The sequence below is a fragment of the Bifidobacterium sp. LH_730 genome (assembly GCF_056355835.1).
The window spans coordinates 23,821-38,791 of record NZ_JBKETB010000001.1 but is presented as its reverse complement, the minus strand read 5'-3'; the positions used below and the strand labels follow the sequence as shown (position 1 = coordinate 38,791).

Here is a 14,971-nt window from a genome sequence, read left to right as displayed (position 1 = left end):
ATGGTCACGGATAGGAACGGCATGAGGCACGAGCCGCGCGGCATCCCCACCGGAGGCCAATACGCGGGTGGGGACTCAGGGCATGGGGTCGTGGACGACCTGCCCGCCCTTCCCCCGGCCGATATGCCGCGAGAGGCCGACTGGCCGCGGAAAATCCTCGGCATGGACTACACGGAGGATGATCTGAAGGCCGCGCTCGACGAGCACGCGGAATTGATGGCCGAGGGTGAGAACGTGGATGAGATCACGCACATCCGCTTCGCCGGGCTCGAGCGCATCCAACTATTCTACCGTGGCGACGTGGAGGGCGAGGAGCACGGCGAGTACGTCACGAAGAGCCAGTTGAAGGACGTGATCTCACGCCGGCGCGAACAAGGGTTCGACCTGATCCCCGACCGGTGGACGCCCAAGGACTACCAGGAGGCCGAGAAGCATCTCGAGGCGGTGCGCGACCAGCTGACCGCGATGAGCGAAAACAACAGGAGGACGCGCGCGATCGCCCCCTACGAGCAGTGCGTGCAGGTCAACGAATACGGCGACTACATCACCATGGAGCAGTTCGAGAAGGCGTTCCCCACGGACCTGGCGAAAGCCAGGTACAAGGCGTGGGAGAACCAGTACGAGTACAGCCACTGGTTCGAAGGCATGTACATGGACTCCATCGATGATCCCGTGAGGCTCGACCAGTTGGAGAAGTCCAGCGAACTGTGGGATTCCGACAGCAACGAGGGCTGCTACGAGACCGAATGCACGTGGGGCGACGACGGCGACTATTGGATGGAGGACAGGGGCGGGGAGAATCCGAGGACCGCTTTGTTCGAGAAAGGCAGCGAGTCCGATGTCGAAGCGGAATACCCGGGCAGCCGTGAGATCCGCATCCAGGGAGAGAACATCATCGGCCGGGCCATCAAGAACAGGCCTGACCTGGTCGGATTCAAGGACAAACGCTACGAAGGCAACAGGATGGGCTGGCGGTCCGACAAGTACGTCACGAGCCGCGTCGTCCTGCTCGAATACGACCGCAAGCATGGTTCCTTCGTGGTCACGACCAGGGACGCGACCCTCCCCGGGGTCGATCCCACGGGGAAAATCAGGGTCCACCGGGCCGGCGACCATGACGGCGACCTCAAGCAGGCGTTGAAGGCGGCCAGCGAGGACATGGTCGGACGATTGACGGCGGACGTGTGGTGAGCCGGCAGCCGATATGGGTCGGCCCCGGTCAGGAGGAACGCTCCGAACCGGGGCCGACCCATATCGGATGACTGCGTGGAATCAGCCCCGGATGATGGCGTCCGCCCGCCGCAGCATGGCCGCCATGTCCTGCCGGATGATGGGCCTGCCCACGCCGAACGACTTGTCGGGCATGCCGGTGGTGATCCCGGTCTCCTGCGCCCAGGCGACGGCTTTCGCGTGCGGGGTCGCCTCGTCGACATCAGTGAACGAAGCGGCCTTCGCGGGCTCCGGGGAACCGGCGAGCCTCCAGAGCATGGCGACCGCGTCCTGGCGTTGGATTGGGCTCATGCCCCTGAAGGTGCCGTCCCCGTATCCGGCAATGATTCCTTCGGCCGTGGCCCAGTCGATGTCCGTTTTGTGGGGTGTGGACTCAGTCACATCCGCGAAGGCCTTCGACGTCCCTGCGTTGTCCTTGCCGCCGGCGAGCCGGTGGAGGAACGCGGCATAATCCTGTCGCGTGACCTGCGAGGCCGGACGGTAGGTGCGGTGCGCGTCGTCCTCCCACCAGCCGGTCGAAATGCCATTCGCGTCCATCCAGTCGATGCTCTTGGCGTGGGGCGTGCGGGAGTCGACGTCGGTGAAGCCCGCCTCCCGCTTCCTGTCCTTGCCCTGTCCGAAGGCGATGCCCTCGTCACGCCATCCGTTCCTGACCGCGTTGTCCAATTCGGGTTTGCTGAGGGTCCACAGATGGTCGCCGGTGCCTGGATCGTAGCCCCGGTAGATGGTGGGGTCCGTGGTCTTGTAGCGGAAGGCGACGCCTTCGTACCGCCACTTGTTCTTGACGAGGATGTCGCGTTCGTTGACGCTCATGGTCAGGTGGTGGCGCCCCGTCGCCGGATTGTAGAGGCGGTAGACTTCGTCGCCGGCGCCGCTGTCCTTGTCCCATGCGTGGAAGGCGATGTCCTCGCCCTGCCAGTCCTTGCGCACGAGGCTCGCGTACTCTCCGAGGCCCATGGTGTACAGGTGCTCGCCGGTGGACGGCTTGTACAACCGGTAGACGGGCGACCGGCCCTCCTTGTCCTTGTCGCCGGACGGCAGGCCGATGGGCGTCCATTTCTGCGCGTTGGACCCGTTGGCGGTCCATGTCTGCACGTTGGCGCCGTTGCTTGAGGTTCCGCCGTTGACGTCGAGCGCCCACTTCGGGTTCGCGGCCGACAGGAGCCGGTATGAGCCGTCCCCGTCCTTGACGGCGATCCACTTCTGCCCGTAGGTGCCGTTCGCGTTCCATGTCTGCACGTTCGCCCCGTCGTAGGCGACGCCGCCGTTCACGTCGAGGACGGTCCCGTAGGAGGAGCGCAGGGTCACGTATCCCTTGTCGTCGTGGGACACGTCCCACCATTGGGCGCCGCCCCTGTTGTCCGACCATTGGTGGACGTTCGCCCCCTGCTTCGGATTGGCGCCGTCCACGTCGAGCATGAGCCCGGTGCCCGCCTTGAACCGGTAGGTGCCATCCGCCAGGTCCGTCTTGTGCTGGGCGGCCTGCCGGTCGACCTGCGCGCGGTCCACCCGCTGCGCGTCGACCATGGCGATGTACTGGTCGAACATGGAGAGCATCTGCGCGCCCGTGTAGGAGCATTGGTCGCCGTAGTACTGCGTGTAGTTCCATGCGACGGTGTTCGGCGCATACGGGTAGGCGCCGTCCCTATAGGTGCTGATCCCGTAGGCGCTGCACGTCAGGTTGGGGCGGGTCATGTTGATGTAGTGTCCGTTCATGTCGTCGCCTGACGACACCCATTCGCCGTTCCTCCGGTCGTAGGCGGGACGCTCCTCGTCCACCCAGCGGCGCACGCTCGTCGGATACCCGTCCTCGTCGTACAGGGTGGACGCCCATTCGAGGTTCTCCCCGTACATCCCGTGCCCCTGGTGCTCGGGCAGGTAGGCGGCCTGGTTCGCATGCTGCTGGGCCGCGCCCAGGAGACGGAACCCGGCCCTAAACCGGTTGATCCGCTTGTTCGGGTCGTCGCATTTGCGGCCTTTGCCGGCGGGCAGGTCCGCGCGGCAAGGCTCGTTCGTCATGCCCTGCAGCGTGGCGCTCGCGTCGTCGAGGAGCTTCAGGGCGGCGCGCGTGTTCTCCACGCTGGTCGCATCCCCTTCGGCGCCGAACCGCGTCTTGGACGCGTACTGGCCCTTCCCGTTGAACTCGTTCATCGCGTCGTTGGCGAGCCGACGGTCCAACGCGTTGCCGCCGTGCTGCGCGGTCCATGCGAACCATCCGTAGCTGGACCGTTTCGCCTGGTCCGATAGGCGGTTCCAATCCCGGATGCTCCCATCGTCCGCCAAGGCCGCGGGCGAGGCCACGAGGCAGGTGGCCGTCATGGCCATGGCGCCCATGAGGGCGAGAATCCTTCTCTTCGATCCCATTGTCGTTGCGTTCCTTCTATGTTGCGGGCCGGGATACGCACCCTGCGCATCCCCTTGCCCGCATACGGGCATGCGTCCGCAGGGACGCATACGTGCCGCCGGACACGGGATCGAAGGAAGGAGACGGGATGGCTTCGAAACGCGACACGGCCGCGCTGCGCGCCCACCGCCTGTGCGCCTCCTACATGAGGGACGACGGATGGTACGACGAACGGCGCATGATGCTCGACTACGAGCGGGGCGCCAGCGCCAGGGTCATGCAGGCCGTCCGCAAGTGGAACAATGGACTCGCGGACCGGATGGACGACTGGATCGAGGGGCACCCCGGCGACGTGGAGGGCATGTTCTCCATCCTCGCCGACAGGCAGGAACGGTTGAGGGAGTTCGACCGGCTGCTGGACGGAGCGGGGCGGGGCCGTCCATCGGGCGACGCGCCCATGCCCCCGGAGTCCGGGACCGTCCATAGTGGGCTTTGCTCCCCCGACGATCTCCGTCGTCTTTTCCCGGTGGACCATGCGCGTCGTTTGGACGAAACGGACAAGACGATATGGTCCGACCATCTGGGCGAGCCACGGCTCGTGCTCATGCCCGCCCACGGGATCCTCTTCGAAACCGGATCATGCAGAAGCGAGGACACGGAGCTCACGCCCGACGACATCGACCGGATCATGGAGGCGAACGGGCTAACCGTCGTTAGGGAAGGCTAGGGAAAGGTTCGGGGTCCGGCGTCAAAACGATGCCGGACTTCGACCTGCCTTCTGTAAAGGGGCATTTGTTGGCCAGGAGTCGTTCGACGTCCTTGCGGGCGATGACCCATGTCTTGCCGACCCTGATGGCGTGAAGTCAAGCTCTGGAATCCTCAGTTTGCCGCTTTGACGGACCTCGCCGTATAATGTAACGAACCGTGACAGAATAGGGAGGTTCCGATGGCCTCAGTGCCAGAGCTTTTGAAGCCCATCGCCATCAGACGCAACGGCGTCATCACCGTGGGAGATGCGCGCGACGCGGGGGTCACGCCGGAAGCGTTGCGCAGGTGGGCCAGCCGCGACCCCGACGTGGACTCGTCCGGATACGGCATCTACGTGTGGTGGCTGGACGACGAACGCATCGACTGGTCCATACTCCCCCTGGAGAAGGCCTACGCGAGGGCCGGACGGGACGCCGTGCTCGCGGGGAAAAGCGTGATCGAATACAAGAGACTGGGCACCATAGGCAACGAGCCGTTCACCTTCATCGTGCCCAGGCGAAAGCGCAGACGCGAGGGATACAGGTTCATCGTCGGCAGAAAACCAAGCAAGACAACCACCACGAGAGGCATCCCCTCCACCACCGTCCGACAGGCCCTCTGGGACACGAAGGGCTCCATCGACGGCGACAAATGGGAGGAAATCGTATCCGACGCCGCCCAGCGCCACTACATCGACGACAAGGAGAAAGATGCCCTTCTCGCTTGGTGACGGCAAACCGCGATCGTCCCGCAAATTCCAGCAGCTCCTCCAACGAAAAATCAACAGCCTGCCGGAATCCTCCCAGTCCGCGGCGTTCACAAAACTCCAGAACGCGATCCTCTCCCAATTCCTGACGGACGAGGAGATGGTCAAGGGCGGCGCCGCCATGTCACTGCGCATGGACGTCCTGCATGTGCGCAAATCCCGTGACTTCGACATGACAGTCAAGGACATCGAGACATTCGAGCAATCCATGGCGGACCGTCTCGCCGAGGGATGGGAGGGATTCACCGGCAGCATCGAACCACAGCGGAGAAAGAAAGGGCCGAACCCGCTCACCGGGATGCGCCCCTACACCATCCGCCTCATGTACCTGGGACAGCCGTTCTGCACATTCGACGTGGAGGCATCCCCCGACCTTTCCGGCTTCATGCGCAACGCCATGAAAGACGCGGACCAGGAGACGCTGGCCCTTCTCAAGGAGCTGGGATTCCATCCGACGACCCCTCTTCTCATCAGCCCCGCCGACCAATTGGCGGACAAGCTGCACGCGGTGAGCAAGCCCGTGGACCCAGACAATCCGCCCCGCGCACGCGACCTCGCCGACATCGCGCTGCTGGCGAAGATCGACGTGCCGCCGCTCGACGAGCTCAGGGAGAACGTGCGCCTGATCGAAAGGACCCAGAAATCCGTTCCGCATGCGGCCACCATGCTCGACGCGGGCAGGAAGCCCGAATTCCGCGAGGTCTTCGACGAAGGCAAGATCAGCATGCCCTTCGACGAATGCTGGGACACAACGCAGGAACTCCTCAAACAGGTCGACGTGAACCATCGCAATGAGTGGCGAGCTTACTGGGACAGACTCAGCGCCCTACGGCATCCCGTGATGCCCTTGCTCGAAGAGGAGGCGGAGGAATTGGCGCGTCTCGAAGGCAGGGCCGCGCCCGTCTCCGCCGGGAGACAGGGACATAGGCCTCGGGGCGCGGCCGGCGCCGGCCAATGGGATTTCAAAAGGTAGCAGCAGAGCGGCATCCTTGTCATAAAGGTCTGGCTCCGTCCCGCAGAAATCCAGGGTCGCACCATTCCCATCGCAAAAGTCCGTTGAAGAGTTTCCAAGACTACTGCCGGGGCGAAGGCGCGGCACCCGCCGCTAATCTTCCTCCGTCTGTGCGAGCATGCACGCGACCATGGGGTCGCCCCACTGGGCCTGCACCTGGGAATCATGGTCGAGCCGCAGCCTTTCCCTGACCGGGGCCGGCAGGTCTTCTCGCCGGGCAAGCCTCCGCCTTACCCTCGCCTCCCTGTCGGCGGCGAGCAATCCCATGGCCTCGGGGCCGAGGCTTGGGTTCGAGGCGAGCATGACCCTCACCCGCGGATCGGGGTCCCTGGCGAGCCTTGACTGGATGTCCGCATCCAGGCCGGGCATGCCGGCGACGGCGGCGCGCACTCCCGGGTCGGGGTCGAACGCGGCCTCGCGCAGGCGGATCGCGCCATCCCACACCATGTGGACGCGCGCCACCCAGTCGTCGGATCGTCTCACTTGAAAGTCCGGTCGACGCTCTCGTTGCTCGTCGCGAACGTGTCGCGCACCTTCACCTTCACGGGATCCTGGGGCTTGTCGGTCCCGTATTCGAACGTCAGCTCGCAGGCCTGTCCGACCGGGCAGATGGTCCGGGTGGAGGAATCGTCGCCGCGCGCCAGCCACTTCTTTCCCTGCCCGGCGCGGATGGTGAGCGTCTCGTCGAACGACTGGTCCCTGGTCGTCGCGTTCGTCCATGTCACGCTTACGGTCACATGGTCCTTGCCGCGTTTGATGGAGTCGATGCTCACATGCCCGGACTCCAGGTCCGCCTGGGCGCCGAGGCTCACCGGCTTCGACAGGGCCTCCGTGTCCGCCGTGGACGAGGATGCGTGCCACGCCCACGCGCCCACGGCGATGCCGGCGACCATGAGGACGGCGAGGAGGATTGCCAAGGGTTTCGCATGATTCTTGATGAACGTCATGCGGAACCATATGCGTCCAGGGACTACTCCTCCACGGGCTCCGCGTTCTCCCCGTGGATGAGCTCCAGTTCGGCGCGCATGTGCAATGCCTCGGCGGGCAGGCTCTCCACCCTCGCCAACGGGGGCATGCCCGGGTCTGGCAGCTGGTCGGGCATGGGGAACACGCCTTTCGCGACGCCCTGGATGACCGCCATGATGCCGCGCGCATGCTCCAACGGGTTGGATGCCGCCCAATGGGTGGCGGGCACGGTCTTGCCGTGCGCATCGAGGGCGGCGACGGCGAGCATCCTTTGCCTTTGCGTCTGATTGTCCGCGTTCGTCTTATTGCAGGCGTCATCCCACTGGCCGAGTTTCCTCCGCCAATCCCAGTACGCGCGGCGCGCCTCCTTGAGCTCGTCCGTCTCCCCGGCCTTGGCGGCCTCGTACTGTTCGATTTCCGCCTCGTGGGCCTCCTTGCGTTCGCGCCACGCCGCCTGCTTCTCCAGCATTGCTTTGCTTGGCCTGTAGAAGATTCTGGCAATGATCCGGGAGAGCGCATATCCGACGGCCATGCCGGCGGGCACGGCCACCAGGTTCGGGTCGGCGAGGTATCCTCCCGCGACGGCGCCGCCTATCAGCATGAGCAGGCTCGTGCCGCAGCCCAGCATCTCCGACGGCATGACCTCCGTGAATTCCCCTGGTTTTTGGGGTTCCGGCGTCTTCGCCGCGTCCGGCACGTCCGGCTCCATGGGCCTGGCGGGCAGGGCCTTCGGCTCGTATCGCTCCGCGAACAGGCGCCTTGCGTTCAGTTCGTCGTCCTTTTGGCGTGCGACGCCCATGCGTTCCGTGTATTGGTCGATGAGCCTGAGGGTGGCGCCGGCCCGTTTCGCCCATTCCAGGTATTTCGCGCCCTCCGGGGTCTGCCTCCATGAGGCGAAGCCCATGCCGATCTGCGTTCTCGTCTGTTCGCGGATCGTGTCGCGGACTTCGCGGATGGCGCCGGTCTGTTCGCCGAGCAGCCGGTTCGTCTCCGACACGTTGGCGCGCAACGCCTCCAGGGAGCGGCGGCTCTGGTCCGCGATCTGGTTCGACCGCTTGGACAGGGCGACCAGCTCCTCCTGGGTGACGCCGATCTCCTCCAGACGCCGGTTCGCCTCCCGTTGCAGGCCCAGCGCTTCCTTTTGGAGCCTGTTCGCCTCCGCCTGTCGGCGGGCCTGCACGAGTTGGGCACCCAACTGGGCCGCGGCGAGCATGTTGCCCTGTTCGGCCAGCCTGTTGCCGTACTCGGCCTTCGCATCAATGTCCTGCGCGATCTGCCGCACATTGCGCCCGTCGTCCATACGCTCCTCCTGTCGGACTTTTCTCCCTGAGACAAGGACGATACGCGCGCACAGGGAAGGACGCGCCGACGCATGGGCGCGGGCATGAGGAAACGATTACTGGACGGGTGCCGTGGATAAGGCCATCCTCGTCGCCGATGATGGCCGGGAGAGGATCGTCCACGCAAGCGCCCTCTCCCCGGCCGAGTTCGAACGCCTAGCCCAACTGCAACGCCAGCGTGGCAGGGAGGGATGCCTGTTCTCGCCCGACTCCCGGACGCCGCTCGTGTGCAAGCGCCGCTCCCCCGACCTGATGACCGCGGGCATGCGGCCGCGCTGGTTCGCGACTTGGCCGGGATGCGCGCCCACCCTGCAGGACCGGTTGCGCGCCGCCTATGAGGCGGGCGAAACCGAACTCCACGACAGGCTGAAATGGTTGTACCGGGATGCGTGCGCCGCCGCCGGACTGGAGGCGGACGTGGAGCATATGGCGTCGGACGGCTCGTGGATCGCCGACGTGTGGGTGGAGGGAGCGCCCCTCGCCTCTCCGGTCGCCTTGGAGATACAGCATTCCAGGCAGACGCCGCCCGACTACCGGACCCGCACCCTGCGCTACCTGGAGGCGGGCGTCGAATGCGTCTGGCTGGACAACAACCTCGACCCCAGGCGCATGTCCCACGACAGTCCCCTCTGGGACCTCGACTATGATCTGCCGCTCATGGGCAACGCCACCCGCCTCCCTTTGTCCGACGACGGCAACGTGTTCTACCGCCATCGATGGCATACGCCCCATGATTTCGTCCGGGACGTGCTGCAACGCATGAGCGTGCGAACTATTGACCTCGAGGACCGGCTCGGACATCTGAGGGCGCACCTGTACGGCGAGCCCGAGGGACGGCCCCGGCACGAACGGAAGATGCGGGAGAAGCGCGAGGCCGAGGAGCGGGCGGATCGGCTCGAACGCGAACGCAGGGCATGGGAGGCCGCCGTCCGACGATGGGAGAAGGCGATCCGCGCGTTGAGACAGATATGGGAGTGGACCGCCGAATGGCTGGACGGGGAAGACCGTGCCATGCTGGCGCGCATGATCGACACCTCGATGCCCGACAGCATCGAAGGAATCGACTCGACCATCGACCAATGGAAGACGCTGCTGTCCGCCCGCAAGGGCGCGTTCGAGAAAGCCGGGCAACGCCGCGAAGCCGATGAACGGGCCAAGCTCAGGCGCAGGGAGGAGCGGAGGATCCGCCGGGAACAAACCCGGGACGAACGCCTCCATGCCGAATGGGAACGCAAATGGAAGGAATACGGTGACGGCCTGCCCGAACGATGGAGGCGGGAAGCCGCGGAGCGCGAACGCGGCCGCATCGACTGGCTGAAGGAGACGCGCCAAGCCTCCGACCCCGGTCAACAGGAGTACATCGACCAACATCCGCTCGTCGAGGTCACGCCCTCCCGGCATGCCGTCTGCCCCAAGTGCGGGCACGAGTGGGCGCTCGCCGGCCAGAACGAACGGTGCGACGGCATGGCGCGCCTCGACTGCGATCCCACAGGCGGCGGACGATGGACATGCCCCGACTGCTTCCGGCCCCTGGGAGAATACGACGGGCCCGTGGACCCGCTGCTCATACCCGTCGAACGGTGGCCGCCGACCATGGGCAGACCCACGGAATTCCAGTCAACCAACGCGGGGAGCCATCTTCTGTCCGCATAGCATCGCCGCCGGCATCGGACTTTGCCATCAAAGAAAGGGCTCCGCATGGTCTCCAGAATCGTCGCCACCGCCACCGCCGGACTCGCCATCCTCACACTCGCCACACCCATACCCCAGACCGCCATCGCCGCGAACATCCAGAACACGAACGACACGGGGATCATGGCCGCCTCCTCCAGGTACTCCATCGAGGATCTGAAGGGCGTGTCCGCTTTCTATATCGACCATTCGGATGGCGGTACGATTCAGCATCCTGTGGAAGGGTTCGACTACCGCAAGGCGGGCCCGTACTTGTTCCCGTGGGATCCGCAGAACAACATCCACATCGGACTTCGTCTTCCTCAGCAATCGCAGGGATGGACTCTTCGGACAAGCAATTATGCCGAGACGAACGGCGAGGTCCGTGTGGAAAAGACCATTGTCGCTCCCGACGGCACCACCATCATCAACTACGTGTTCAAATTCGGATTGCCTGCTTCGTTTGATACGAAGCAGTTGGATTCGATCATTCCGACGGTGAATGACGAGCCCCTATCGGGTTGGGACAGTGGGAAGACTGAGTATGATCTGCGTTCCGACCTGCCGGAGGATGGTGTGCTGCGCCTGTCGGGCGAGCCGGCGGGTTGGAAGCGGAACGTGTACGAGACGAAGCTGCCGGACGGGCGCGGCATGGTGTCGGTCGACTGGACGAGCCCCAACAACCTCACGTCCAAGACCTACTGGTTCTACGGGGTCAAACTGGGCGACCCCGGATTGGGCGACCTGGCCGCCTTGAAGGCCACCGCCGGCAACAAGACGGTCAATGGGTTCGACTACAGGAAGACTGATTACACGGTGGCGCGCAAGGCGGACGTGCAATTGTCGCGGATCCCCGCCGGATGGACCGCCGAGACCAAGGCCAGCGACTATCGGACCGAAATCACGTTGAAAGCCAAGGCGAACGGGTACAAGAGGACGTTCGCGTTCTCCACGCCGGTGAAAAGCCGGAGCGTGAGCGTCGAATCGGGCGACCAATGGACCCTGAGCCAGGATGCGAAGGACCCGTTCGTCTGGCGGCTGCGCGACACTCCGACCGGCGATAACACGATTCCCGCCGTCACCCTCGCCACGATGCCCGACACGCTGACCGTCACCACCACGCTTGACGACGGCAAGGACACGATCGTCAAGGACACGATCGGCCGTTTGAAGGATCCGGTCGGCCGGGCCACCGGCTACACGGACCCATTGACTGGCGAACGCGTCGACACCACCACATGGCGGTACACGGGCTCCAACGTGACCATGGACGTCAACCAAGGCACGAAGACCCTCGTCGAAGCGCGCACCGCCACCATCAACGGCATGGACTACCCGCTGGCCAAGAACAAGCAGGGCGTGTGGATGGCCACAGTCACCACCACCGGCGGCCTGCCTGGGAACACGGTGGACGTGACCGTCCACAACAACAAGGACCTCAAGAAGGTCACTCTCACGCGCACCAGCCACACGGATTCGAACGCGGTGTATTCGAGCGACGACGGCAAGACGCTGCTCACCGTCAACCACAAGGACTGGCAGGCGCCCGCCAGCGGGCTCGAAAACGTGAAGGCCATCCTGCCCGACGGCAGCCAGGTCCCCGGCTTCGACCCGGTCAAAGGCGGCGACTTCCCGGTGCCCACGGGCACCGCCGGCGTGCGCCTGACCGGCATCCCGTCCGGCTGGACCGCCGTCCCCCTGACCGACGGGCGGATCGGGCACACGCTCACCGACCCCGACCGCACGTTCAGCATCACCTACACATTCACGCCCTCCGAGACGCCCGGCCCCTCCTACAGCAAAGAGGATCTGAAGACCGTGGTCGCGAAGGCCGACGGCAAGACCATCCAAGGGTTCGACCCGGTCAACGGAGGCACGTTCCAGGTGCCCTACGGCACGAAGAAGGTCACGCTCGAGAACATCCCGCAGGGCTGGACAGGCACGCCCCTCGGGGACGGGCTCGGATACACGATGACCAGCGGGGACGGCAAACTCACCGTCACCTACGAATTCCAGGAAGCCGCCAAGGAGCCCAGCCTCCAGGACCTCAAGAACGTGGTCGCGAAGGCCGACGGGAAGACCGTCCAAGGGTTCGACCCGGTCAACGGCGGCACGTTCGCCGTGCCAGCCGGCACCAGGACGGTCACCCTCGAGAACATCCCCGACGACTGGATCGACACGCCCCTGGAGGACGGGCTCGGCTTCACCCTGGCCAGCAGGGACGGCAAGCTGACCGTCGAATACCGGTTCACGCCGGAGCAGGAGCCCGAACCCGAGCCATCCTACAGCGCGCAGGACCTCAAGCAGGTGGTTGCGAAGGCCGACGGCAAGACCATCCAAGGCTTCGACCCGGTCAACGGCGGCGAGTTCACGGTGCCCAACGGCACGAAGAAGGTCACGCTCGAGAACCTGCCCGACAAGTGGACCGCGAGCCCATCCGCGGACGGCCTCTCGTTCACCGTCGTCAGCCCCGACGGCAAGATCAGCGTCTCCTACCGGTTCACGCCCGAACAAACGCCGGAACCCTCCTACAGCGCGCAGGACCTCAAGCAGGTGGTTGCGAAGGCCGACGGCAAGACCATCCAAGGGTTCGACCCTGTGAACGGAGGCATGTTCACTGTGCCCGCCGGCACGAAGAAGGTCACGCTCGGCAACGTGCCCGACGGATGGAACGCCGTCCCCTCCCAGGACAACCTCACGTTCACCGTCACCAGCCCAGACGGCAAGGTGACCGTCGAATACCGTTTCCAGGAGGCCATGCCCTCATGGAGCGTCGACGACCTCAAACAGGTGACCGCCCTGGCGGACGGCCAACCCATCCAGGGCTTCGATCCGGCGGGCGGCGAATTCACGGTGCCCGCCGGCACCAAGACGGTCACGTTGAAGGACGTGCCCCAGGGGTGGACGAGCGAACGGCTGACGGACGGGCTCGGTTTCACCGTTTCCAGCCCCGACGGGAGCGTGACAGTCACCTACCGGTTCACGCCCGCCACGCCCGCGCATTCGCTCGACGAACTGAAGGCGGTCACCGTGCTCGCCGACGGCAGGCACGTCCAGGGATTCGACCCCACCCGGGACGGCACGTGGACCGTGCCCGAGGACACGGAACAGGTCACTTTGACCGGACTGCCGGACGGCTGGACCGCCGCCAGGCTCGACACGGGCCTCGGATTCACCGTGTCAAGCGAGGACGGCCTGTCCGTCGTCTGGCGGTTCCAACCCAAGGCGCATGAATACACGGCCGACGACCTCAAGGGCGTGACCGCGTGGGCCGACGGCAAGCAGATCCAAGGGTTCGACCCGGTGAAGGGCGGCACGTTCGAGGTGCCGGCCGGCACCGGAAAGATCACGTTGAAGGACATCCCCGACGGGTGGACCAGCATGCCCACGTCGGACGGGCTCGGCCGCAGGCTCACCAGCCCCGACGGCAAGGTCGGCGTCTCCTACCGGTTCCGGGAGAAAACCGAGCCGGAGACGAAGCCCACGCTCAACGACCTGAAGAACGTGACGGTCGCGAACGCGAGCGTGCCCGGCTTCGACCCCGTCAACGGCGGCTCATGGACCCTGCCCAACGGCGTGAAACCCGAACTGTCGGGCGTGCCCGCCGGATGGAAGGCCACCACCGTCGAGGACGGGCACGGGTGGAAGGTCACCGTGTCCAACGGAAGCCTGAAGGCGGTCTACCGGTTCGCGAACGAATACGGGCCCGCCGATCTGACCGGCGTGGGCCTGCATGCGGACGGCAAACCCGTCCAAGGGTTCGACCCCACCACGGCCACCCAATCCACGACAGTGGGCATGACCGCCACGCTCACCCTCCACAACCTGCCCGACGGATGGACCATGGACGGACTGACCCTGACCAGCCCCGACGGCAAGTACGCGATCGAATACCAGGTGGTCCGCCAATGGATGCGCACGGACCTCAAGGACATGACCGTCAGCGTGAACGGACGGCCGATCAAGAACTTCAACCCGCTAAAGGACGGCCCGTGGACCATCCCCACGCAGGGCGACCCCACCGCCGCCGACCTACCCGACGGACTGACGGCCACGTGGACGGCGGACGACAGGGGCGGCAGCCTCAAGGTGACCACGGGCGACGGCACAGTGGTCGCCGAATACCGGTTCGACCGGCAGACTGACGCGGACGACGGCCTCGGGGACGTGACCATCCTCGTCAACGGCAAACCCGTCGACATGAAGCCCGGCGCGACCATCCGGGTCGGCAAGGACGCGGCCATCCGCTTCGACAACCTGCCCGACGGGTGGACCGCCGCCAGTCAACGGGATGGCGATGTGGAGACGTGGACGTTGACCGGCCCGGACGGCAGGTCCGTCGTCTATCGGTTCGAGCATGCGGCGGCCGATAGCGGGGATGGTTCGGACGATTCCGCCGAGGAAAACAATCCCGCGGGGATGCTGGCCGACACGGGTGTGCGCGCGGGCGGCCTCGCATTGCTGGCGGGATTGTTCGCCGGTGGGCTCGCCATGCTGGGATGGCGGCGGCGCAGGGCCTGACGCTCCTATATATAAGGGCGTGGTTCGGAGGGACATCGTGTCTCCCCGAACCACGCCCCTCCTCTTTCCGATAGTGGACAAGGGGGTCGTCTGCCGGCGGCCTGCGTCAACGTGGACGCGTATCGTGCGGTCATGTGAGCGAGGAATATGTATTGCATCCGTTCCACACGGGTCTGAGGGGTGTCTTCGATCCGTCCGACCGCGCCTTGGTCCCCCTGTCGCAATGGAAGAGGGTCGCAAGAGAGGACGATTCTGGTTTTCTGAGAATCGAGGCTTTGCTGAAGGAGCCCGTGGACGGGCATCGGTGCAGGCTTCTTCTGCATGGGGACGGGTTCGGCGTCCTCGCATGCGAACAGGGCGCTTATGACGACGCC

General features: G+C 65.3%; 10 protein-coding genes. 6 read left to right on the top strand and 4 right to left on the bottom strand.

Annotated elements, in window-relative coordinates; all coding sequences use genetic code 11:
• Positions 1-1,191 carry a hypothetical protein gene (locus tag AC1AUD_RS00120; protein ID WP_476570933.1) on the top strand — a complete coding sequence of 397 codons (1,191 nt, stop codon included), beginning with the start codon at positions 1-3 and terminating at the stop codon, positions 1,189-1,191.
• A gap of 81 nt (positions 1,192-1,272) precedes the next feature.
• Here AC1AUD_RS00120 and AC1AUD_RS00115 read toward each other — a convergent pair whose 3' ends face one another.
• Complete coding sequence (locus tag AC1AUD_RS00115; RefSeq protein WP_476570931.1) at positions 1,273-3,594, bottom strand: RICIN domain-containing protein; 2,322 nt, start codon at positions 3,592-3,594, stop codon at positions 1,273-1,275.
• A gap of 128 nt (positions 3,595-3,722) precedes the next feature.
• On the opposite strand from AC1AUD_RS00115, the gene AC1AUD_RS00110 reads away from it, so the two are divergent.
• The 3 genes from AC1AUD_RS00110 to AC1AUD_RS00100 all read left to right on the top strand — a co-directional run bounded on the left by AC1AUD_RS00110 (position 3,723) and on the right by AC1AUD_RS00100 (position 6,060).
• Entirely contained in the window at positions 3,723-4,301 is a 579-nt protein-coding gene (locus AC1AUD_RS00110; protein WP_476570929.1) for a hypothetical protein, read from the top strand.
• Between the two features lie 219 nt (positions 4,302-4,520).
• The gene (locus AC1AUD_RS00105) at positions 4,521-5,051 is read left to right on the top strand and encodes a type IV toxin-antitoxin system AbiEi family antitoxin domain-containing protein (RefSeq protein ID WP_476570927.1); all 531 of its coding nucleotides are present in this window, start codon (positions 4,521-4,523) and stop codon (positions 5,049-5,051) included.
• Positions 5,032-6,060, top strand: a complete 1,029-nt coding sequence (locus tag AC1AUD_RS00100; RefSeq protein ID WP_476570925.1) for a nucleotidyl transferase AbiEii/AbiGii toxin family protein — start codon at positions 5,032-5,034, stop codon at positions 6,058-6,060. The genes AC1AUD_RS00105 and AC1AUD_RS00100 overlap by 20 nt, the downstream gene beginning before the upstream one ends.
• A 132-nt stretch (positions 6,061-6,192) precedes the next feature.
• Here AC1AUD_RS00100 and AC1AUD_RS00095 read toward each other — a convergent pair whose 3' ends face one another.
• The 3 genes from AC1AUD_RS00095 to AC1AUD_RS00085 are packed head-to-tail and all read right to left on the bottom strand — an operon-like array spanning position 6,193 to position 8,365.
• Entirely contained in the window at positions 6,193-6,582 is a 390-nt protein-coding gene (locus tag AC1AUD_RS00095; RefSeq protein WP_476570923.1) for a hypothetical protein, read from the bottom strand.
• Entirely contained in the window at positions 6,579-7,046 is a 468-nt protein-coding gene (locus tag AC1AUD_RS00090; protein ID WP_476570921.1) for a hypothetical protein, read from the bottom strand. The genes AC1AUD_RS00095 and AC1AUD_RS00090 overlap by 4 nt, the downstream gene beginning before the upstream one ends.
• 23 nt (positions 7,047-7,069) lie before the next feature.
• A complete protein-coding gene (locus AC1AUD_RS00085) occupies positions 7,070-8,365 on the bottom strand; it encodes a hypothetical protein (protein ID WP_476570919.1) in 1,296 nt (431 codons plus the stop codon).
• A gap of 112 nt (positions 8,366-8,477) precedes the next feature.
• Between AC1AUD_RS00085 and AC1AUD_RS00080 the strand changes: the two genes are divergently transcribed.
• Positions 8,478-10,058 carry a competence protein CoiA family protein gene (locus AC1AUD_RS00080; RefSeq protein ID WP_476570917.1) on the top strand — a complete coding sequence of 527 codons (1,581 nt, stop codon included), beginning with the start codon at positions 8,478-8,480 and terminating at the stop codon, positions 10,056-10,058.
• A 45-nt stretch (positions 10,059-10,103) separates the two neighbouring features.
• The gene (locus AC1AUD_RS00075; protein ID WP_476570915.1) at positions 10,104-14,597 is read left to right on the top strand and encodes a hypothetical protein; all 4,494 of its coding nucleotides are present in this window, start codon (positions 10,104-10,106) and stop codon (positions 14,595-14,597) included.
• The last annotated feature ends 374 nt before the right edge of the window (positions 14,598-14,971 follow it).